Annotated in this window: 21 protein-coding genes and 1 pseudogene; 18 read left to right on the top strand and 4 right to left on the bottom strand. The window is 46.4% G+C overall.

The genetic code is table 11. From position 1 onward, the window contains the following. Positions 1 to 848, top strand: an 848-nt coding sequence (locus tag Q0274_RS02085) for a hypothetical protein (RefSeq protein WP_298027295.1), incomplete at its 5' end; no start/stop codon positions are given. 55 nt (positions 849 to 903) lie between these two features. Here the strand turns inward: Q0274_RS02085 and recO are convergent. Further along, positions 904 to 1,518, bottom strand: coding sequence for a recombination protein RecO (recO, locus tag Q0274_RS02080; protein WP_298027292.1), 615 nt, complete (start codon positions 1,516 to 1,518; stop codon positions 904 to 906). 93 nt (positions 1,519 to 1,611) lie between these two features. Between recO and accD the strand changes: the two genes are divergently transcribed. The 7 genes from accD (at position 1,612) to Q0274_RS02045 (ending at position 7,086) form a co-directional block, all read left to right on the top strand. Then, positions 1,612 to 2,511: an acetyl-CoA carboxylase, carboxyltransferase subunit beta gene (gene accD, locus Q0274_RS02075; RefSeq protein ID WP_298027289.1), complete on the top strand. Its 900-nt coding sequence runs from the start codon at positions 1,612 to 1,614 to the stop codon at positions 2,509 to 2,511. Continuing rightward, positions 2,511 to 2,963, top strand: coding sequence for a 23S rRNA (pseudouridine(1915)-N(3))-methyltransferase RlmH (locus tag Q0274_RS02070; protein WP_298027288.1), 453 nt, complete (start codon positions 2,511 to 2,513; stop codon positions 2,961 to 2,963). Before accD ends, Q0274_RS02070 begins: the two co-directional genes overlap by 1 nt. A gap of 9 nt (positions 2,964 to 2,972) precedes the next feature. Continuing rightward, positions 2,973 to 3,329 (top strand): RNA polymerase-binding protein DksA, encoded by a 357-nt coding sequence (dksA, locus tag Q0274_RS02065; RefSeq protein WP_298027285.1) that lies wholly within the window; start codon positions 2,973 to 2,975, stop codon positions 3,327 to 3,329. 2 nt (positions 3,330 to 3,331) lie between these two features. Further along, on the top strand, positions 3,332 to 4,333 hold the full coding sequence (locus Q0274_RS02060; RefSeq protein WP_298027282.1) for a LapA family protein: 1,002 nt from the start codon (positions 3,332 to 3,334) through the stop codon (positions 4,331 to 4,333). A gap of 536 nt (positions 4,334 to 4,869) precedes the next feature. Continuing rightward, positions 4,870 to 5,796: a tRNA-dihydrouridine synthase gene (locus Q0274_RS02055; protein WP_298027280.1), complete on the top strand. Its 927-nt coding sequence runs from the start codon at positions 4,870 to 4,872 to the stop codon at positions 5,794 to 5,796. A gap of 22 nt (positions 5,797 to 5,818) precedes the next feature. Continuing rightward, positions 5,819 to 6,256: a hypothetical protein gene (locus Q0274_RS02050; RefSeq protein WP_298027277.1), complete on the top strand. Its 438-nt coding sequence runs from the start codon at positions 5,819 to 5,821 to the stop codon at positions 6,254 to 6,256. Positions 6,257 to 6,354: 98 nt separating this feature from the next. Continuing rightward, positions 6,355 to 7,086 (top strand): metallophosphoesterase, encoded by a 732-nt coding sequence (locus Q0274_RS02045; RefSeq protein WP_298027274.1) that lies wholly within the window; start codon positions 6,355 to 6,357, stop codon positions 7,084 to 7,086. Between the two features lie 122 nt (positions 7,087 to 7,208). Here Q0274_RS02045 and Q0274_RS02040 read toward each other — a convergent pair whose 3' ends face one another. After that, complete coding sequence (locus Q0274_RS02040) at positions 7,209 to 8,039, bottom strand: prephenate dehydrogenase (protein WP_298027271.1); 831 nt, start codon at positions 8,037 to 8,039, stop codon at positions 7,209 to 7,211. 81 nt (positions 8,040 to 8,120) lie between these two features. Here Q0274_RS02040 and bamA point away from each other — a divergent pair, with 81 nt between their 5' ends. The 9 genes from bamA to Q0274_RS01995 all read left to right on the top strand — a co-directional run bounded on the left by bamA (position 8,121) and on the right by Q0274_RS01995 (position 19,241). Continuing rightward, positions 8,121 to 10,376 (top strand): outer membrane protein assembly factor BamA, encoded by a 2,256-nt coding sequence (bamA, locus tag Q0274_RS02035; RefSeq protein WP_298027269.1) that lies wholly within the window; start codon positions 8,121 to 8,123, stop codon positions 10,374 to 10,376. Between the two features lie 562 nt (positions 10,377 to 10,938). Then, on the top strand, positions 10,939 to 12,318 hold the full coding sequence (locus Q0274_RS02030) for a M23 family metallopeptidase (RefSeq protein WP_297905344.1): 1,380 nt from the start codon (positions 10,939 to 10,941) through the stop codon (positions 12,316 to 12,318). A gap of 50 nt (positions 12,319 to 12,368) precedes the next feature. Continuing rightward, positions 12,369 to 13,253 (top strand): UDP-3-O-acyl-N-acetylglucosamine deacetylase, encoded by an 885-nt coding sequence (lpxC, locus tag Q0274_RS02025; protein WP_298027266.1) that lies wholly within the window; start codon positions 12,369 to 12,371, stop codon positions 13,251 to 13,253. Positions 13,254 to 13,316: 63 nt separating this feature from the next. Beyond that, positions 13,317 to 13,715, top strand: a complete 399-nt coding sequence (locus Q0274_RS02020) for a glycoprotease (protein ID WP_298027298.1) — start codon at positions 13,317 to 13,319, stop codon at positions 13,713 to 13,715. Between the two features lie 8 nt (positions 13,716 to 13,723). After that, complete coding sequence (gene thrB, locus Q0274_RS02015; RefSeq protein WP_298027264.1) at positions 13,724 to 14,605, top strand: homoserine kinase; 882 nt, start codon at positions 13,724 to 13,726, stop codon at positions 14,603 to 14,605. Between the two features lie 21 nt (positions 14,606 to 14,626). Next, complete coding sequence (locus Q0274_RS02010) at positions 14,627 to 14,854, top strand: hypothetical protein (protein ID WP_297882510.1); 228 nt, start codon at positions 14,627 to 14,629, stop codon at positions 14,852 to 14,854. After that, the gene (infB, locus tag Q0274_RS02005) at positions 14,838 to 17,546 is read left to right on the top strand and encodes a translation initiation factor IF-2 (protein ID WP_298027262.1); all 2,709 of its coding nucleotides are present in this window, start codon (positions 14,838 to 14,840) and stop codon (positions 17,544 to 17,546) included. Before Q0274_RS02010 ends, infB begins: the two co-directional genes overlap by 17 nt. 917 nt (positions 17,547 to 18,463) lie before the next feature. After that, on the top strand, positions 18,464 to 18,829 hold the full coding sequence (rbfA, locus tag Q0274_RS02000; protein WP_005872391.1) for a 30S ribosome-binding factor RbfA: 366 nt from the start codon (positions 18,464 to 18,466) through the stop codon (positions 18,827 to 18,829). Beyond that, a complete protein-coding gene (locus tag Q0274_RS01995) occupies positions 18,822 to 19,241 on the top strand; it encodes a ribosome maturation factor RimP (protein ID WP_298027260.1) in 420 nt (139 codons plus the stop codon). The genes rbfA and Q0274_RS01995 overlap by 8 nt, the downstream gene beginning before the upstream one ends. 177 nt (positions 19,242 to 19,418) lie before the next feature. Here the strand turns inward: Q0274_RS01995 and Q0274_RS01990 are convergent, their stop codons facing one another. Continuing rightward, complete coding sequence (locus tag Q0274_RS01990) at positions 19,419 to 19,835, bottom strand: hypothetical protein (protein ID WP_298027258.1); 417 nt, start codon at positions 19,833 to 19,835, stop codon at positions 19,419 to 19,421. A gap of 643 nt (positions 19,836 to 20,478) precedes the next feature. Then, complete coding sequence (locus Q0274_RS01985) at positions 20,479 to 20,733, bottom strand: hypothetical protein (protein ID WP_298027255.1); 255 nt, start codon at positions 20,731 to 20,733, stop codon at positions 20,479 to 20,481. A gap of 529 nt (positions 20,734 to 21,262) precedes the next feature. Here Q0274_RS01985 and Q0274_RS01980 point away from each other — a divergent pair. Next, positions 21,263 to 21,678: pseudogene (locus Q0274_RS01980) on the top strand (riboflavin biosynthesis protein RibD); the annotation flags it as partial.

Genomic DNA, 21,678 nt, shown 5'->3' with positions numbered 1-21,678 from the left:
ATTTTGAAACCCCGAATTTCGCTCCTGGCGCTTTAAATTTAGAAACCGAAGCAGATCAGAATTCTGTCTGTGAAAACAGCGCAGAGCCGCAAAATTCTATCTCGGATGATAGCGGCGCCTTACCGCAGAATTCTAAAGCGAGGGATTATGATAAAGATCCGATAATCATAAAAGATCATACTTATTACGAATTTATGATTTATCAATTTCCGGCGCTACTGATAGGTTTTATTATATTTTTGACTTTTGCTACCATAGTAAATCCTGTTAGTTCTAAGACCTTTCGTATGCTCCCGCTTATATTGATTTCATTATTGACCGTAATTAGGGATAAAGACGGTATGTATTTTGAGTTTAAAAACGATAAAATTCTGTATTATTATAAAAACAAAATCCATAAAATTTTTGAATTAAATAGCATAGGCGCGATGATAATTAGCCTTGATTGCAGACGCAGTATGCGGCAAAGGATAAATTGGTTTATAAAAATAGCGCTACTTCTTTGGATTTTATTAATTTTTGCCGCCAACGCATACGATACGACAATCAGCGAAAATGTAACTAATATATTGTGTCTTTTTGTTTTAGCCGCGTCGGGGATTTTCGGAGCAAAGCCTCTTATGCACCTACGCAACGGCAGTCTCGGCTTTTTCGGTCTTCACGATCAGCTCGTGCTTTATAAGGAAAACGCCGAGGTCGAGATACTAAATATTTTGATGGCGACTGAGGACGAGTATCTGCAGCTGAGAGATTATTTCATGCAGATGATGCAAAAAGACATAAGCAATCTTCAGCGCACGATGTCGATCTTCAACGAAAAGATAGAATTTAGAAAATTTAAATTTTAAAATTTGATTAGATTATGTATTTTAAAATTTCGTACTAGTTTGCTTTTTTTTGAGATTAAAATCCCTCTGCTACAATGTCGTAAAGATATCCTACTGTTTCATCGTTTAAATTTAGTGTCTTTTTGCTTCGTAAAAATTCTAAAATTTCATCCTGCGCAAAGCCCGCTCTTTGTGCACAATGCTCGTGCGCAGGTAAAAAGCCGCGGCATAGCGCGATATTTTCCGAAATTTCTTCGTCGCATAAAAAACAATACGGCTCGTCGTGCAACCGCCCCTCAAATTTTAAAATTTCAGCGTAGCTTTCTACGATTATGCGACGCGGATTTTGTTTACCGAAGCGCATAGCAGCGTGGTTTAGCAGTTCGTAATAAAATTTATCCAGATGTTCGGCATCTTTTAGATGCGCGTGTAAAAGCCGCATAAATTGCTGCCAAAATAGCAGCTTCTCGCGGTTTCCGAGCCACGCGTATCCCAGATGCATCACGCCGCTAAGGCGCGGCAGGAAGTTTTGATTTTGCGAGAGCTCGAAGTCGATTTTATAGCCCTGGATGATGTTTGAATGGCGCGCGCCGTAAAAGCGGTATGCACGCACGAGCGCGCTTTCGCTTAGCACATCTACGATGCAGTCCTCATCCCTAACTTTGGTCGTTTTTAATATAAATCCTTGCATTTTCCTATTTTAGCGAAATTCACATATAAATTTAAATAAAGAATTTTAGGTTATAATCAGAAGTTTCATTTCATAGAATTTAAAGGAAATCATATGAATTTTGGAGATCTATTTTCAAAAATACGCAGGACGCAACCTGCGCCGAGCGAAGCTCCTACGCATTGGATCAAGTGCCCGGGATGTGGCGCACTGATGTATAGCAAAGAGGTCGAGCAAAATCATAGCGTTTGCCCCAAGTGTAACTATCACCTTCGTTTTGACGCGCAGGCTCGCATCGATCTGATCTGCGATGAAGGCTCTTTTGTGGAGTACGATCAAAATTTACAACCCGTCGATCCTCTAAAATTCGTAGATAAAAAATCCTACAAAAAGCGCATTTCCGAGAGCAAGGAAAAAACAGGTAGGTTTAGCGCGGTGATCGCGGGCGAGGGTGCGATAAGTCGCCAAAAAATTCAGCTCGTGGTGTTTGATTTTAACTTCATGGGCGGAAGCCTGGGCTCTGTAGAGGGCGAAAAGATCGTGCGTGCCGTAAAGCGCAGTCTCGATAAAAACGAGCCGCTAATCATCGTAAGCGCAAGCGGTGGCGCAAGGATGCAAGAAAGCACCTTTTCGCTGATGCAAATGAGCAAAACCTCCGCCGCGCTTAAAATTTTATCCGAGCATAAAATTCCTTTCATCTCCGTTCTTACTGATCCTACGATGGGCGGCGTGAGCGCGTCCTTTGCGTGGCTTGGAGATATCATCATTGCAGAGCCCGGCGCTCTTATCGGCTTTGCCGGGCAGCGCGTTATCAAGCAAACCATAGGCGCGGATCTGCCGGAGGGCTTTCAAAGATCGGAATTTCTGCTCGAGCATGGATTAATTGATGCGATCGTGCCTAGAGCCGAGATGAGGCAGTATCTAAGCGATATAATCAACGTGCTGAGCAAAAACGCCGTGCAGATTGACGACATGAGCGACAAATCGCTACACGAAGAGGGAAGCGAAGAGTAGTGCAAATAACGGTAAATTCCATCCAAAAGGGCGCGGACGAGTTTGCTAGCGAGATAAGCGCCTATAAAAAAATGGCGGCTAAATTTGCGGCGGTGCGAGATGATATATTTTTTAACGCTAATATCGCTCGCGCACAAAGCACATCTGCTGAGCTAGCGCTTAAGGCGTATGATGAAGCTTATCTGCCGCGCCTTAGCGGATACGTTGTAGCTTTGGATGAGCGCGGACAGGAGCTAGATAGCATGGAATTTGCGAGTATGCTAAAGGATAAAAGCGCCGTGTCGTTTTTCATCGGCGGCGCTTATGGGCTTAGTGAAAATTTTAAGGCAAAAGCCGATAAAATAATCAGTCTTAGCAGGCTTACGTTAGCGCACAAAATCGCTAAACTTTTGCTTTTTGAGCAAATTTTTCGCGCTCTGTGCATTAACGCAAACCATCCATATCACAAATAAAGGGAAGTAATGAAGAAAAACGAGTTGAAATTTTACAAGAAAATTTTAGAAGAAAAAAAGGAGCAACTCATCGCCAATATTAATAGCTCGGTTAATGAAATTTCGGAATTGCGCGAAAATAAAGCTGCGGATGATTTTGACGTAGCGAGCATGAATACGGATTTAAGCATCGAATACTCGCTAAATGTTAATCAACAAAAGGCGTTTTTAGAGATCGAAAGCGCGCTTAAACGCATCGAAAACGGCACTTATGGGCTTTGCGAAAGCTGCGGTGAGCAGATAAGCTTAGAGCGTCTTAAGGTAAATCCGGAGGCGAGATTGTGCATTTCATGTAAGGAACAGGCGGAAAAGCAAAATAGGAGTTAGCTATGAAAACCAAGCAATTCTTTTTATATTCGATCGTCTATATCGCAATCGTCGCGATTTTGGTCTTTACGCAGCAAAGCAGTAGCTATACGCTGGAGCTTTTCGGTTTTACGCTTACGCTTCCTGTTGCAGTGTGGATCGTACTGCCGTTAATTTTATATATGATTTTAGCGATTTTTCATATCGTTTTTCATAGCTTCGCGTTTTACCGCACAAAAAGGGCGATCGCAAAGGATCTAAGCGCATACGATGCGATGAGTAAAGAGGTTTTGCTGGGTCTTGATACTAATAAAGACTTTAAAACCGAGTATTTTAAAGACCCAAGCGAGCTTACTAAAATTTTATCTCCGTGGTACGATAGCACCGGCATAGATGTCAAAAATGAGGATCTAAAAGAGGTCATAGGCGTTATCGAGAAGGTTAAAAACGGCGAAGTGGCGGATCTGCGAAAATATAAACTTCCTAAAGATAACGGACTATTTTTGCAAAACGAGCTCAATCGCCTCGACGCCGAGCCTGCGTATGCGTATGAAATTTTAAAAACTAAAGGCGTTTATAGCGAAAATATCACTAAAAAAGCCTATGCCGTAGCGCTTGCCAAAGGAAGCTACGATAAGATCAAAGCCTATAAAATTCCTCAAGATATAGCCGAGGTAAATATTTTAGTGGATCGCGCGGTGAATGACGCGAGCTTTGAGATCAGTAGCGAGGAGCTTTTCGATCTCGTAAATAATGAAAAATTTAACGAGCAGGATTTTATCGGCTTTGCCAGAAAGCTAAAAAATCATCTCGCTCCAGAGCAATACAAAGCCTTTTTCGAGCGGCTCAAAAACGAGAATCAAGAAGCGACCGAGGCATATCTGTACGCTCTATATGAGCTTGGCATGATCGACGAGTTTAGAGAGCAGCTAAGCCTTGCCGACGGCGACGAGTTTGAGAAGTTTAAAATTCTGCTATTTTTGCGTGACAACGGCAAAAACGTTCCTGCGTCGCTGTTATTTTAGCTCGGTAATTTTACGAGTTAGTTTTATGCGGGTAAGAGAGGCTGCTTTTACGCTCTTTGCGGCTATCAAACACAGCCTGCGCGATAAAATTTAAAGTGCAGATAAAATTTTAACTCGCGCAAATTTGAAATTTTAAAATTTATCGAAAGATCAATGCGCGCAAGCGGTAAAATTTAAAAGATTTGTTTGCGTAGTGTGCGCGTAAACGGATTTTGCATTTACGCGATGAAATTTAAAATTTAAACGTAAAGCGCAAGACTTGCTAGCCGAATAAAGTGCTGAAATTTTAAAATCCGCGCGGCGTTTTGCAAGCTGCTTGCTGGGCTCGCCGCGCAAATAAAATTGGTGGCGATCATTCTTGCTGTCGTTTTGCCACCATGCAAATTAGCTGGGCTTAAAAATAAAATTCGCGCCTAAATGCGAATACGTAGCCCATGAAATTTAAAATTTAAAGCTCGTGGCAAAACCTGCTGCAAGCGTTGCGGCGTTAAATTTAAAGGTTTAAATCCAGACGAAATCAAAATGAGAAATTTAAAATGACGGAAGATTTTTTTAAAAGGAACCCTCTATTTTTGGCGCCTTTGGCGGGCTTTTCGGATCCGCCGCTGCGGGGCGTAGTGAAAAAATTCGGCTGCGACGCGACCGTAAGCGAGATGATAAGCGCAAACGCCCTTGTTTTCGAGGGCGAAAAGACGCTAAAGATGCTCGAAAAAAACGCCGCCGAAACCCCATTTTTCGTGCAGATCGCAGGCAGCGATGCGGAAATTATCAAAAAGGCGGTTTTGCTCATCAATAAATTTGACGGCATCGACGGCATCGATCTAAATTGCGGCTGCCCCGTCCCCAAAGTCGTAAAGCAGGGTGCCGGCTCGGCGCTGCTGCTTGATCTACCTCGTCTATCGCGCCTGGTTGAGACTATCAAAAAGTATTCGAACAAAAAATTTACGAGCGCGAAGGTGCGGCTGGGCTTCGGCGCCGTGGATATCGAAAATATCGCGCGCGCCGTACAAAGCGCAGGAGCCGATTTTATCGCGATTCACGGCCGCACCAGAGCGGGCGGATACAGCGCGGCGGTGGATTACGGCGCGATTGCAAGAGCTAAACGCGCGCTGCAAATCCCCGTGATCGCAAACGGCGACATAAACTCCGCCAATGCGCTAGCGGTGCGAGATCTTAGCGGCGCGGATGCGCTGATGATCGGTCGCGCGGTAATCGGCAGGCCGTGGATCTTTCGCGAGATCAAAACGGGCGAGCAGGCAAGCGACGCGCTAAAAAAAGAGGTCGTGCTTTATCATTTCTCCCAAATGCTAAGCCATTACGGCGTGCGCGGCGTAGCGATATTTCGCAAGCATCTGCACGAATACTCTAAGGGGCGCGAAAATGCTGCAAGCTTTCGCGAGCAGATCAACCACGTCGCCGCCGAGAGCGAGATGGCGCGGCTGATCGAGGAATTTTTTAGCTAAATTTAGAATTTTAGGAACTCTGATGATTATTTTAAAAATTATAGCCTGTGCATTTTCGATGAGTTTTTGCTTGATGTGCATTTCAAGTTTAATGGGTTTTTTTATAGGGCAGATTTTTGACACATCTAGCGTCCGGTTTGACGATCCCTTAGAATGGCTACAGCAGAAGTGCGTATATTTCCTATTTTTGTGGATATTTTTCTGCGGAGTTTGTGCGGTGCTTGCCGCAAAGCTAAAGGATTTTGGTAAGCTCACGGATTTTTTCGTAAATTTATTTTTGCCTACAGCAGCGGTTTGGATACTATCGCCATTTTTAGGGATGATGATTGTGGCGCTGATTGTTTCAGATTTGCATCTTGCCACGTTTTATTCCTCATTGCTTAGCGCATTAATATTTATCGTTCTTTTTATGATCGTCGTAGCCGAGGTCCTAAAGCAGATTTATCCGTCCAAGTCCTAGCGCGCGAAATTTTAAAATTTCGCGCAGAGCTTTTATCTACCGCTTATATCATAGCCCTCGCGTTAAAAGGCGATGGCGTTAAAATTTAAGGAAAAATTATGGAAAATATCTACATCATAGGCGACGTGCATGGCTGCTACAAGTCGCTTTTAGCTTTGATAGAGCAGCTTCCGCGTAAATTTGATAGTAAAATTTGCTTCGTGGGTGATCTGATCGACCGAGGTCCTGCGAGCGCGGATGTGATTGAATTTGTGCGCGCTCGCGGATATGACGCGGTGATGGGCAATCACGAAAAGCGCTTTGTGGGCAACGCAAAAACCGCTCTGAGGTGTGCAAAGACGGGCAAATTTACGAGTTCAAACGACCCTTACGCATTTTTTAGCTTGGATGAAAGCTGGCTATTTAATAACGGCGGTGAGGCGACGCTAGCGTCGTATTATCGTCACGGAGGCGTGAAGCAATGCAAGGAGCATCTGCGGTTTGTCTCGCGGCTGCCGATTTACCTGGAGTATGATTTGTGCGATGAAAGCGGTCACACGCTCGTCGTATCGCACTCCGCGGTAGGACGTATGTGGCGGCTCAGACACGATATCGAGCGCGCGAAAAGCTTCGCAGCTCACGTGCTAAGCGGGCGTGGCGACGATAGCGCGAACGACGGAATTTTTAACGTCTATGGGCACACGCCGGTAAAAAAGCCCGTCATTACGGAATTTAGCGCAAATATCGATCTGGGCTGTGTTTATAAAAAGCACTGGGGCGAGAAGGCGAGGCTTTGCGCGTTGGAGTTTCCCTCAAAGAAAATTTTCACGCAAGAATGCATAGATTTTTGAGTTCGTATCCAGGCTCACACGTATTAAAATTTAAATTTACGCAGGCTATTTGAAAGCGAAATTTTAGAATTTAAAGGCGTACTCTTGCGGCTCCCGTCGCGCAGTCTAGCCGCGCTGAAATTTTAAATAATATCCCTTAGTTTGCGCGCTTCATACATCCACGCCTCAAGCTCATCCCAGCGCTCGTCACGAATCATCTGCACGCAAAGATCCAACTCGTTTTTAAAAGCATCGATCGCGCCTAGCAGGTTTGTGCGGTTTTGCTTGAAAATATCGACCCACATCTGCGGCGAGCTCTTGGCGATACGGCTCATGCCCGAAAAGCTACCGCCGGCTAAATTTATAATATTGCGGCGATTTTCCTCTTTTAGCACGCTATTTACGAGCGAGTAGCTGATCGCATGCGGCAGGTGCGAGATGAGCGCCACGTGGTGATCGTGGCTTTTTGCATCCATAAATACGATCTTCATCCCCGCGAACGAAAAAATTTCGACCGCTCGTTTGATATGCACTTCATCCGCGCCGTGATCGTCGCAGATAACAACTACTGCACCGTTTAAAAGCTCTTTAAACGCCGCTTGCGGACCGGAGTTTTCGGTACCAGCCATTGGGTGAGCCGCAATGAAATTTCGTCTGATCTGCGGCGGGCAGTTTTGCAAAATTTTAAATTTCGTGCTTCCCAGATCAATGATCGTCGTCTCGCTTCTGCAGTCGCTTAGTTTTTGCAACGTCTCAATAATTGCCTCCACGGGGATTGCGAGAAAGATCGCGTCGCAGCTTTGCTTCATCTGCTCTAGGCTTAAAATTTCATGCACGAGCCCGAGTCGCAGAGCTTCTTTTTCATTTTCGCGGCTGATGTCGCAGCCATAGACGGCGCTAATTATTTTGGTGCTTTTTAGACATAGCCCCAGCGAGCCGCCGATGAGACCCAGACCGATAATTCCTATCTTCATAAAATTCCTTTTTGATATATGCAAGTTTTAATTTTAATGTGGTATTATACGCAAATTATTTTCGTTTTTAGGTAAAATTTTATGAAAAAAAGCGTTTTTTTACTCTTAGTAGGCGGGATTTCCGTGGCGTGCGCCGCACAGATCAAATCCATTAAATTTGAAGGTCTTAGACATCTTTCTCCACAGGTCGCACAGCAAATTTCGGGTCTTAAAGTAGGCGATGAGCTTAACGGCGAAAACACCAATGCTGCGATCTCAAAGCTATTTGAGCAGGGCTATTTCAGCGATGTTTATATCAGTGAACAAGGCGGCGCGGTCACTATCAATGTAACCGAAAAGCCGACTATCGCTAAGGTCGAGATCAAAAACGTAGTTACCAACGACCGCGATAAGATAAATGAGCTCATCGGCTTGCGTCCGGGTCAGGTTTACGATGAGGTGGCTGCTAAAAAAGCGGAGACCCGCATCAAGCAATACTACGAAGTCAAGGGCTTTTTTGACACCGTGGTGGAATTTTATCCAAAGCCGATAAACGACGATAAATCGGTCATCTTGCTAACGATCGAGGTAAATCGCGGCGAAAATATCATCATCGATAAGGTAAATTTAGTAGGTGCGGACAAGCTTGATTATGGCGATATAGAGCCATCCGTCGCCAATAAAGAACGCGAGACGCTGGGCTGGATGTGGGGCTTTAACGACGGCAAGGTAAAAACCGCCGAGCTTCCTAACGACGCAAATAGAATTCAAGAAGAATATTATAAAAAAGGCTACTTAGACGCGCAGGTTTCGGCGCCACTACTTAATGCTGATATGGATAATTACACTGCCGATCTTACCTACTACATCAGTGAGGGCGAGCAATACACCGTAAGCTCCGTAGATATCGAGTATCCTGCAGATATAATCAAGCTTGATAAAGAAAAAGTTTTGGACGATTTTAAGCTTCAAAAGGGCGATACAATGAATTCCGAGCGTTTGCGCCGCGATATGAATACACTAGAGACTTTAGTCGCGGATCAGGGATACGCCTATGTGCGCATCGTGCCTAAGACTAAGCAGGACAAAGAAGCTCGCACAGTCGCTATCACGTATCAAGTCATCCCGGAGGATAAAGTCTATATTAGAAACGTAACGATCTCGGGTAACGATAAGACCGAGGATAAGGTCATCCGCCGCGAGATGTATCTGACCGAGGGAAATTTATATAGCAAAACCGACTACAATGATTCGCTAAATTCTTTAAAACGCACGGGGTATTTCGATGAGGTGGAGATTAAAGAAAACCGCGTTTCTAACGATCAGATCGATCTTGAAGTCGCAGTCAAAGAAGCCCCTACAGGCTCTATCACCGGTGGTATCGGATATGGCAGCGAGGATGGAATTTTACTTAGCGGCGGTATCAGCGATCGCAATGTATTTGGCACCGGTCTTCACGGCGCGTTCTCGGTTGAAAAGAGCGACGATCAGTTAAGCGGACGCTTGAGCTTAACCAATCCTAGAGTGTTTGATTCTGAGTATAGCTTGGGCGGATCAATCTTTGCCAACGATTACGACTGGGACGACTACGATGAGAAATCTTACGGATTTTCAATCACGGGCGGTCGCAAGATTGGGCGCAATACCGATGTAAGCCTTACATATTATCTAGAAAAAAGCGAGATCAAGGGCTTAAACGAATATTACGCCAAAGCGGGCTATCTAGATGGCAAGAATTTAAAAAGCTCGATTATCCCGTCTATCACATACAACAGCACCGATGATTATTACTTGCCAAGAAGCGGTATGATCGCAAGTGCCAGTTTAGAGTACGCAGGTCTTGGCGGCGATATGGACTACACCAAGGCACGAGGATCGTTTAACTACTACTTTGGCTTGCGAGATTATATCGATCACGACATTATCTTTAGATACAAAGCTGCAACGGGCTATATGTGGGAAGGCAATAAAAAGATCCCGATCAACGAAAAGCTATTCCTAGGCGGAATGAAAAGCATTAGAGGCTACGAAGGTCGCAGTATCCCGAAAAAAGAGATCTGCTTAAATGCAAATAATTGCCGCTATATCGAAACGGGCGGTATGCAGAGCTTCAATAACTCTTTTGAGCTAAGCTTTCCGGTAGTTGATAGGCTTAAAATGCGCTTTGTAACGTTTTTTGATTACGGAATGATCGGCGATCATGACTGGAACGAGGAGGAGCGCTACAGCACGGGTGCCGGTATCGAGTGGATGACGCCGATGGGGCCTTTGCAGCTATACTTCGTCAAGCCGCTTAATAAAAAACCGCACGACGACACAAATAGCTTCGAATTTAGCATCGGCGCTAGATTTAATTAAACGCGACGACTTGCGAACGCTGTGGCGTGCGTAGAATTTTCTACCGCACGCCTTAAATTTAATAATGCTCACGATTTTAGCTTTTTGTGTCGCGCTAATTTGTAGCCGAATTATTGTAGGCGGTTTGAGCTAAATTTTAATTGGGATTCTGCTCGGCTTAGGATGAAATTTAAACGCATAGCTTGCTTTGAATTTTTTAGAATTTTATTTATCAAAATAGTTTAAATTTTCATTCGTCTAGCAAAATTTTAGGTTAAGAGTTCTAAAAAATCAATACAAGCCATTAGCATAATTTAAAGAAATTCTAATATTGAAATTTTAAAGATCACGATATAAACGATTAAACGCCGCTTTGTTGCGCGCGGAATTTCACTGCATAGGATTTAGCGCGCCACTGAATTTTAAAGCTCATAAATTTTGAGATTCTAAAATCGCTAGAATTTAAAATCTGAAATTTGCCTCGTAAATTGCTAAACATTTGCGTTAAATTTTGCCTCGCTTTACCGATAATTTAAGTTAAGCTTGTAAAATCGCGCTCTAAAATCATATCAAAGGCTCTTTTATGCGTAGAAATGGCAATGGAACGAAGCTTAAAATTTTAATATTTCTTATTATAATATGCGCTTTGGTTTATGGAATTTTTAGAATTTTTACCTCGCCGAAATTTGAAAAAAATCCTCCGCAAATTGCGCTGGAAAATGAAATTTATTGGAATTTAACCTCGCCCTTGAAGATTAAAATTTCAGACGATACCGGCATTAAGCTCGTTCGCGTTAATTTAAACGACGGAGCCAGCACGATACCGCTACTAAATGAGGAGCTGAATGTTCCGCAAACTACGCTAGAGCTTGCCGTGCAATTTCCTAAAAATTTGATGCTTAATAAAGATAAAAACTACAAGCTTGAGGTTTTTGCAAACGACATTAGCTCGTGGAATTTTGCGCAAGGAAATAAGAGCGTAAAAACGGCAAATATAATAATAGACGACAAAAAGCCCGTCATAAATATCATCAATCAATCCTATAAAATTACCAAAGGCGGTAGCGCCGTGGTTGTATTTTCGGCTAAAGACGAGCGCCTAAACGAAGTCTATGTTAAAACTAACTATGGCAAAATTTTTAAAGCGATTCCTTTTGTAAAAGAGGGCTATTACGCGTCTCTCGTAGCGTGGCCTGCAAATTTAGAGGAATTTCGCGCAGAAGCGGTCGCCACTGATCGTGCAGGCAACGAAAGCATTTCGCAGATCAAATATTTTTATCAGGACAAAAAATATAAAGTCTCTACTATCAAGCTAAATCCGGGTTTTATTAACGGCAAAGTAAGTGATCTAGCTAGCCAATACGCGCAGAATTTTAACTCGATGAGCGATTTGGAAAAATTTAAATTCGTAAATGAAACTTTGCGTAAGAAAAACGGAGATGACCTGCACGCCGCTACTAGCGCGGTGCATGAGGATAAAATAAATGGATTTGAGCTAAAGCCTTTTTATCCGCTTGCTAAAGGCGCAGCGGTAGCAAGCTTTGCTGATCATAGGATATTTTTTATGAACGATGAACAAGTAAGCGAGTCATGGCATATGGGGCTCGATCTAGCAAGCGTCGCAAACGCCGATATCAAAGAGAGCAACTACGGCAAGGTAGTTTTTGCGCAGGAAAATGGAATTTTCGGATTAAATTTAGGAATTTACTACGGCTTTGGATTATACGGCATATACGGACACTGCTCGGCAACGCAGTTAAGTGTGGGCAGCGATGTAAAGCCGGGCGACATTCTAGCACAGACGGGCTCAAGCGGCTTTGCTTTCGGAGATCATCTGCATTTTGGTATCGTAGTTCAGGGCGTGGATGTAAGACCTGAGGAGTGGATGGATCCTAAGTGGATGAAAGATAACATTACCGATGTCTTAGAATCGTCCAAAAAAGTAATAGAAAAAGGTAAGTAAATTTTAAAATTTTCGCTATAATGCACGGGTTAATGAAAACGAGGATAGAAATGAGACAGACAACGATAGCTAAGAAAGTCCATACGGTGGGTATCGGGCTTCACAAAGGCGAGCCGATAAGGCTTACTTTGGAGCCGCTTGAAGCCGGTAGCGGAATCGTATTTTATAGAAGTGATCTTGGCGTTAGTTTTAAAGCCGAGCCGAAAAACGTCATAAATACGCAAATGGCAACCGTCGTAGGAAGCGAGAAAGGCTATATATCAACAATAGAGCATCTAATGAGCGCCATTAATGCCTATGGTATCGATAATATCCGTATCATCGTCGATGCTAATGAAATTCCCGTGATGGACGGAAGTTCGGCGAGCTTTTGTATGCTTTTGGACGAAGCAGGAGTAAGAGAGCTCGACGCGAATAAAAAAGCTCTCATCATCAAGCGAGCTGTGGAGATTAGAGAGGGCGATAAACTCGTGCGGCTGAGCCCTAGCAAGAGTCCGAAATTTGATTATACGATTAAATTTAGTCATCCGCTCATCGGCACTCAGCACCATGTTTTTGAATTTAGCAAAAAAGCCTATCTTAAAGAAATTTCGCGGGCGCGCACGTTTGGATTTTTAAAAGATGTGCAAGCGCTACGCTCCATGGGACTAGCTCTAGGTGGCAGTTTGGAAAACGCCGTCGTAATAGATGAGAATAAAATTTTAAACCCGGAGGGCTTGCGCTTTGAAAACGAGTTCGTTCGCCATAAAATTTTAGACGCGATCGGTGATCTTGCACTCGTGGGCGCCCCGATTTTGGGCGATTATACAGCGTTTGCGGGAAGCCACGATCTAAATCATAAGCTCACTTTGGCGGTTTTGGCTGACGCTAAAAATTTCGAGCTAGTAGATCTTACCGCCGAGGTTGTGCGCGAATATCAAAAAGTCTTTGCTTAAGGCTGCAAAATCAAAGAGGTTGAAATTCTAATCGCTGCTCTTAGCGCTCCATGCTTGCTTGGCGTGTATGAAAGCGGCGCTAAGATAGCGGAATTTGCAAGCGCCGAAGGCGAAAAAGCCGATAACTTCCTGATCTGCAAATTTAGCGAAATTCTAAAAACTTATAAGATCAAAGAGCTCATCTATGCAAATACTCCAGGCAGCTTCATGGGTATGAAGGTAAGCTACGTGATATTGCGCACGCTTAGCATCGCTCTTGGTGTGCCGTTATACGCGATCAGCGGCTTTGAGCTAAGCGGCTTCGGACCGATCAGAGCGAATAAAAATTTCAGCTACGTTTATGAGTGCGGCGAAGTGAGGATGAAAAAATGCGCTCCCGCCGCGCTATCTTTGCCGCAGGATTTATCGGTTTTAAATAAAAACGATGATATACTTCCAAATTACATCATAGAAGCGGTTTAGGAGAGAGCTTGATTATAAGAATTCCTGCGACGAGCGCAAATTTAGGTCCCGGTTTCGACGCGCTCGGCCTTAGCCTAGGGCTATTTAACGAAGTAGAGATTACCGAGCAGAAGTTTTTTTGCGTATCGCTTAGCGGCGAGGGTAGCGACAGAGCGTGGCTTAAGAAGGGCAACGCTTTTTTGAACATTTTCAATGAAATTTACAGAAAACTAGGCGGCGGGCAAGAGATAAATTTTAAATTTGCTTTTCACAACAACATCCCGTTTTCGCGCGGGCTGGGCAGTAGCTCGGCCGTGATCGTAGGCGCCATCGCAAGCGCTTATAAAATTTGCGGTTTTGAAATCGATCGCGCTAAAATTTTAAACACGGCGCTGGAATACGAAAACCATCCAGATAATATCGCACCCGCGACGCTCGGCGGCTTTGTTAGCAGCGTCGTGGACGGCAAGACGGTTCGCACGCAAAAATGCGAAATTTCGCAAGATCTGCAAGCGGTCGTCGTTATCCCCGATACGCCGATGCCTACGAACGAATCGCGCGGCAAGCTGCCTAAGAGCTTTTCGATCAAAGATTGCGTTAGCAACCTCTCGCACGCGGCGTTTCTGACCGCTTGCTTTATGCGGCGCGATTACGACAGCTTACGCCACGCCTGTATCGACAAGATGCACGAGCAGATGCGCATGGGCGTGCTTCCGCAGCTTTTTGGGGTGCGCGAGATCGCCTATGATAACGGCGCGCTTATGAGCTCGCTCTCGGGAAGCGGCTCAAGCTTTTTAAATTTAGCCTACAGAGCCGACGCCGCAAAGCTTAAAGCCTGCCTTAGCGAAAATTTTAAAAACTTCCGCGTCGAAATTTTAGAGATCGACAACGGCGGCTTTAATATTGACTAAGAAAAATAAAGATATAATCGCATGAGCGAACCGATTAGGATGTGCGTTATTTGCAGGGGGCGCTTCGCCAAGCGCGAACTCCACGCCTTTTTGCAAAATTTTAAAAATATAAGCTCAAACAGACAATTTTATATTTGCGACGGTTGCATAAATCAAAAAGAGAAAATTTCAAAATATCTATCTAAATTTGCGTCTAGCGCAGATTTGGGACATATCAAGGAGAGGGTTTTAAATGGGTGTTCTGATTAAAGATATCGCGGACGAGCTTGGATACGCAAGCAAAGAGATAATCGAAAAAGCGCAGGAGATGGGCTTTAAAAAGGTAAAAACCGCGTCGAATAAAGTAAGCGAAGAGGAAGCTGCCGCTATTTACGATTATATTCAGACGGGAATTTTGCCGGGGAAAAAGTCAAAGCCTGCGAAAAAAGGCTCCGAAAAAGCGCAAGAAGACGAGAATAAGCCCGCTAAAAAACAGAGCGAAACTAAAAAAATCGCTAAAAAAGAGAGCCCTAAAAAGGCGGAAAGCTTAAAAGCTTCCGAATCCAAAGAGTCTGCGCAGAGTGCCAAAGAGCCTAGCGACGAAAAAACGCGTACGCAAGAGCCCGAGGCAAAAACCGAAAAATCTCAAAATCAAAAAGAAGAAATTTCCTCCGCCCCGCAGGAGAAAGAGGAGAAGCAAAACGCCGCCTCAAAGCCCGCTTCGGTGCAGATAAACAGCGGCGATAGTATCGCTAGCGAGAGCTTGCAAAAGCGCCGTGGCCTAGTCATCGTAAAAAAGAAAAAGGAAGTTCAAGCTCCGGCGGCACAAGATAGGACCGAGCCTAGGCGCGAAAAGATAAGTGCGAGCCTAGAGGCGATCTTTTCAAACGCTGAACTAAATTTGAAAAAGAAAAAGATCGAAAAGAAAAAAGCTCCCGCCGCTAAAAAAGAGGATGCCCTTAAAATCGACATCATTCCTGATCACGAGATGGCGGATATCGTCATTGAGGACGAGGATGTCGTGGTAATGCCCGATTTCACCGTCAAACCAATTCAGACCGAAAACCGCACCAAAAGTAAAAACCAACCCAATATTTATCGCGCCTCGCAGAATCAAATTTTTAGCAGTGAAGGCGGTATAAGTCGCGGCGGTCGCAAAAAGCATAAAAAAGCTCCTCGCGAGCAGGGTAGCGAAATCGTAAGCTCTGTAAATATCCCAAAAGAGATCCGCGTCTATGAGTTCGCCGATAAGATCAAAAAGCAGCCTAGCGAGATCATCGGCAAGTTATTTGCGCTTGGGGTGATGACGACGAAAAACGACTTTTTGGACGAGGATGCGATAGAAATTTTAGCAAGCGAATTCGGTATCGAAGTAAATATCATCGATGAGGCGCAGGAGTTTGATTACATCAAGGCTTACGAGGACAGCGAAGGCGAAGAAAATTTAATCGCTAGAGCGCCCGTCATCACCATTATGGGACACGTCGATCACGGCAAAACGAGCCTGCTTGATTACATCCGAAACTCTCGCGTAGCAAGCGGCGAAGCGGGCGGCATCACGCAGCACGTAGGCGCGTATATGGTCGAGAAAAACGGCAGAAAGATTACCTTTATAGACACTCCGGGTCACGAGGCCTTTACTTCGATGCGCGCGCGTGGAGCCGAGGTTACCGATATCGTAATCATCGTAGTGGCCGCAGACGACGGCGTCAAGCCTCAGACTAAGGAGGCCATAGCGCACGCCAAGGCGGCAAACGTGCCGATCATCATCGCGATAAATAAGATGGACAAGCCTAATGCCAATCCCGATCTCGTAAAAACCGGGCTTGCAGAGCTTGACATCATGCCTACCGAGTGGGGCGGCAGCTACGAGTTCGTGCCGATCTCCGCAAAAACGGGCGAGGGAATTGAAAATTTATTAGAGATCGTACTTTTGCAGGCTGATCTTTTGGAACTTAAAGCCGATCCTAGCAAGCAGGCTAAGGCAACCATCATCGAAAGCTCCCTGCAAAAAGGTCGCGGCGCAGTTGCCACCGTCATCGTGCAAAACGGCACCCTGCACGTCGGAGATACCGTCGTAGCGGGTATCGCATACGGCAAGGTGCGCGCTCTTAGCGACGATAAGGGCAGGGCGCTAAAGCAAATTTTACCGGGCGAATGCGGCGTCATCATAGGCCTTAGCGAGGTTCCGGGCGCGGGCGAGACGCTGATCGGCGTTTCAAGCGATAAGGAAGCGCGCGAGTACGCGAGCAAAATTTACGAGCATCAGCGCCAAAAGGAGCTTAGCAAATCGACCAAGGTCACCATCGATGAGCTAAGCGCCAAGATCGCCGAAGGCTCGCTAAAGAGCCTTCCTGTGATTGTCAAGGCCGATGTCGCGGGCTCGCTGGAAGCTATCAAAGCAAGCCTTGAGAAGCTCCGCAACGACGAGGTCAAGGTCGACATCATCCACAGCGGCATCGGCGGTATCACGCAAAATGACATCGCCTTAGCAAGCGCCAGCGAGAACTGCGTGATCTTGGGCTTCAACGTCCGTCCTACGGGCGAGATCAAAGAGCTTGCCAAGGAGCGCGGCGCGCAGATTAAGACCTACAACGTCATCTACAATCTCATTGACGATATCAAGGCGCTTTTGGGCGGTCTTATGAGCCCGATCATCAGCGAGGAGGCCTTGGGCCAAGCCGAGATCCGCCAGGTCATCAACGTGCCTAAGATCGGGCAGATCGCGGGCTGTATGGTTACCGACGGGCTCATAGCTCGCGGCGCAAAGATCCGCGTCATCAGAGAGGGCGTCATCGTTTTCGAGGGCAACGTCAGCTCGCTCAAGCGCTTCAAAGACGACGCCAAGGAAGTCGCCAAAGGCTTCGAGTGCGGCGTAGGCATCGAGGGCTACGACGATATGCGCGTGGGCGATTTTATCGAAAGCTACAAGCAAAAAGAGGAGCAGGCTACGATCGACTAGCGCTCGCGAAATCCGCGTGGGCATTTGCTTCGTTTGCACAGCTTGCGGTTAAATTTTAAGCTCCGATCGCACTTTGAAATTTTATGCTCGTAGAATTTGAGCGTGAAATTTCGTCTTTTAAATTTAGCGGCGGAGCGCGCGAGCAAAACTTTAAATTTTGTCGGTTTCTGCGCGATTTAAATTTTAAATTTAATCGCAAAGTTGAAATTTTAAAGTGGCAAAATTTAGATTGCGCGCGGCATCGAAGCGTTTTTAAAATTTAAGATAAATTCTAAAGCGACGCAGTGTGTGACAAAACGGCGACGCGGTGGGCAGTGCTTTTAAAAATGATGCTGCAACAGCGTGCGGTGCCATTGCAGCGCTGCCAAAAGACGGCAGCGTGGGTATCGTAAAAGCGACGCAGTAAGCGAGCATAGCGCAAAGAGGGTGCCGCCGCGCGCTGTATTATTGCGTCGCCAAAATGGCAGTGCGGCAGCAATATAGCGCCGTGGCGAGCAGAGTACGGCGCAGAATGGCACTGCGTCTTGGCGCGGAAATATTTTTGCGGTAGCGGTGCGGCTATGCGATGAGCTTCCATACGCGAGCCGCAAAATTCTCGTGCGATCTGCGTTTAAAATTTAAGTGCGGAGCACCAGGCTGAATTTAAGAGCAAAATTTCAAAGCCGAACTCGTTTTTTAAAATTTAAGAGCGAAATTTTAAAAGGCGCAGTCGCTGTCCGCAATACCTGTGCGCAGCAAACGCTTAGAATTTAAACGGATGCTCCGGTGCATCGCAAGCCGCGTCAAATTTAAACAGATCGCGTCGCCGCAGGACGGACGCTCCGCTACGACAAAGCAATAAAATTCCGTCATCGCAAGACGTAAAATAAAATTCCATCGCCGCGCAATCTGCGGCGATTTAAGATAGCGAGGTAAAGATGAATCCGACCGAACTCAGAAGACTTCGCACGCAAAGCGTGCTAAAGCAGCTCATCCCCGAAGCGCTCGCGAGCCTTGAGGACGAGCTTTTGCGCGGGCTGTGCGTCACCGACGTGGAGTGCAAGCGCGGGCGTTACGACGCGTTTGTGTATCTGGATAAAAACGCCTTCGACGAGCGCGAGCAGGAATTCGTGCTCGAAAAGCTCGGCCGCGTGGCGAGATATTTGCAAAACTTCTGCGCCGAGGCGGAGGGCTGGTACCGCTGCCCCGCGTTTCACTTCAAATTTGACGACCGCTTGGAGTATCAAAACAAAATGGACGATCTTTTCGACAAAATAGAGGAGGAGCTACGCAAAAATGGTTGATTTAGAGGCTTTAGCGCGCGAGTGCGGCGTGCAGCTTTACGACGTGGAGACGGTGAGCGAAAACGGTAGAACGATCTATCGCATCAGCATCACGAAAGCGGGCGGCGTGGGCCTGGACGACTGCGAGCGGCTATCGCGGCTGCTTTCGCCGATTTTCGACGTGGAGCCGCCGCTTGAGGGCGAATGGACGCTAGAGGTCGGCTCGCCCGGGCTTGAGCGCAAGCTAAGCAAGCCGCAGCATTTCGCAAACTCCGTGGGCGAGCTGGTGCGCCTAAGCTGCACGGACGGGCAGAAGCTAAGCGGCGAGGTGCTTGGCTGCGAAGGCGGCGTGCTTAGACTGCGCACGGACGGCGGCGAGGTAAGCGTGCGACTTGACGAGATCAAAAAGGCGCGAACCTACGTGCAGTGGTAGCGGCGCGGTTTTTAAAGCTCTGCGCACGCGGCTTTGGGGTGTGGTGTTTGAGAAGCGTAGACTTAAATTTTAAGCTAAAGCGGCGAGGCTAATTTGGATTTGCCTTGCTTTTTGCGCGCTTTTAAGTATTGTGTCTATCGCGAGCGATGCACGGCTTGCGGCATCTTGCCTCGCTTTTTAATTTGGCGCGCGATATTCGGTGTGGCTTTCAAAAACACATACCGCGCGCGAACCTTTCGCGTTGAGCTTGATCGTATCGCACGAAAATTTCTGCGTTGCAATTGTTCGCATGCGCACCGCGGCGAAACGCTGTTTCGCCAAGCTTTCAGCGGAGCTTGCGCCCGCGATTATCGGCATGTGATACGAGCGCGCGTGCTGCGGGCAGAGCGAAAATTTCGATAAATATGAGCCTCTCGCGCGGACGTGCCCGCAGCGCCGCCTTGTTGTGTCGCATGGGCACGCGAGCATGTTAAATTTTGGATTTTTTAAAAATTTGCCGCTGTCGGTCGCTCCTGATCTCTCGCGGCGCTCGGCGCAAAATTTTAAAATTCCGGTGCCGCTTGTTTGTTTTGAAATTTCAGATTGCACCGACAAGAAATAAATTTCACGCCACCGAGCGGCGCTTTAAAATTTCACGCTGCGCCACTAAAAGATAAGTTTTGCGTGACGCTTGTGCGTTGCTTTAGAATTTTACGTCGCATCAAAAAGCGGCTAAATTTTAAAATTTAGCCGCTTTTTCGGCGCGGTAAAATTCCACGCCTTTTGCCGCAAAAGAATTTTAAATTTTACGATTTGCCATAAATTTAGATTTTACCGTCCGCACAAGAATATTGCGCCTGCGAGCTTTGCGGCGTCCGTATCGCGATCGCACTACGGCTATTTGCAAGTGCGGCTTAATCGCAAATTTCATCGATAAAGCTTTTTATAAAATTTCGGCGGTTTTGCTTTGGCGATAAAATTTCGGCGAGAACGCGAAAATCAAATCGAGTAAGGCGCGCCGCAAAATTTTACGCAAAGCGGTGCGAGAAATTCCGTGTCGCGAGACATAGACGGCACGCAAAACTCGCAAGGCAAAATCCATAGCAAAGCGGGAAATTCCGCCCATAAATTTACGCTTTAAAACTCTACGGGCGGAGGTTTGCACGCCGTCCGGCGAGAGTTCGTTTAGCCGCCGGCGAATTTTAATGTTCGTCCAGTGGAATTTCAATCGCCGAGTAAGCGGCGCGAATGTTTGCGGCTACGAAGCGGAGATGCCGATTGTGGCTAACAGCACGGACGAGGTCATGAGCCCCACGATCGTAAGGATCCACGCTAATATCGCTATTACGAGCGAGGCTTGCTTTTTGACGGCTTGATAGGTCGCGGCGATCGCGCACAAAAACGCAAGCGGAACGAAAACGATCCCTAGGAAAAAGATCCCTAAAATCGCGAAGACTATGGAGAGTATCCCAAGCACGTTTGATTGGGGTTGAACGGTCGGTTGTTCAGACATTTTGATCCTTTGAAGAAAATTCTTGTAATTCTATCCCCCCCCCTGAATTTGAGCTGAAATCAAGCCGCGCCTTTTGAAATTTCATATTCGCGCCCGATTGCGGTTTTGCCCCAGCGCTTCATTAGAATTTTACTTCGCAAAATCAGCGTTTGCGCGCTATCGATACGCTCATTTGCGCGATGGGCGAAAATTCTTGGCGCGCGAAAAGGACGCCGCAAAATTTACGATTTAGGATAAAATTCTAAAACCTGTGGTAAGATTTCGCAGTTTTGTTCCCGCGCGGAATCTTGCTTCTACACATACGGCGCGCGGCTTGTACTCTGGTAAATTTGGCGCTTAAAGCGAGGCTTGTAGCGGCAAACGTATTTGGAACGTGAGTCGGCGAACCGGTACGACGCGGGCGAGCGTAGGCGGGTAAGTGGGTTGCGTCCGAGGCGCAATCTGTTGCGAGCAGACGAGGTTGCCGATTATCCGCAAAATTGGCTAAGCGATCGCGGCAGAGCGGGACAATTTAAATTTTGGATTTTGTATGAACGACGAATTTTACATGGATTTGGCGCTGCGTGCGGCGTGGCGCTATCAGGCCTTGACGCTACCCAACCCCGCCGTGGGCTGCGTGCTTCTGGATAGGGGCGGCAGGGTTCTTGGCATAGGCGCACACAAAAAGGCGGGCTTTTTGCACGCCGAGGCAAACGCCGTTTTCGCCGCGCTGTGCGATCTGGACGCAAATTTCGCGCGGGATTTCGCTTGCGAATACGCCCGCAAATTCGGCGTTAAATTTCAAAACCTAGAAGCCCTAAAAAGCGCGCTTTTGCAGCCGAGCTTCACCTATGATTTTATCTTAAACCGCCACGGCGGGCTTTTGCGCGGCGCTTGCGCCTACGTCACGCTCGAGCCCTGCGCACACCGCGGTAAGACCCCGTCTTGTGCCGAGCTTTTGGCGGA

Source organism: uncultured Campylobacter sp. (genome assembly GCF_937973075.1).
Lineage (GTDB): Bacteria > Campylobacterota > Campylobacteria > Campylobacterales > Campylobacteraceae > Campylobacter_B.
Note: the sequence above shows the minus strand (reverse complement) of the source record. Positions and strands in the feature narration are given on the sequence as shown.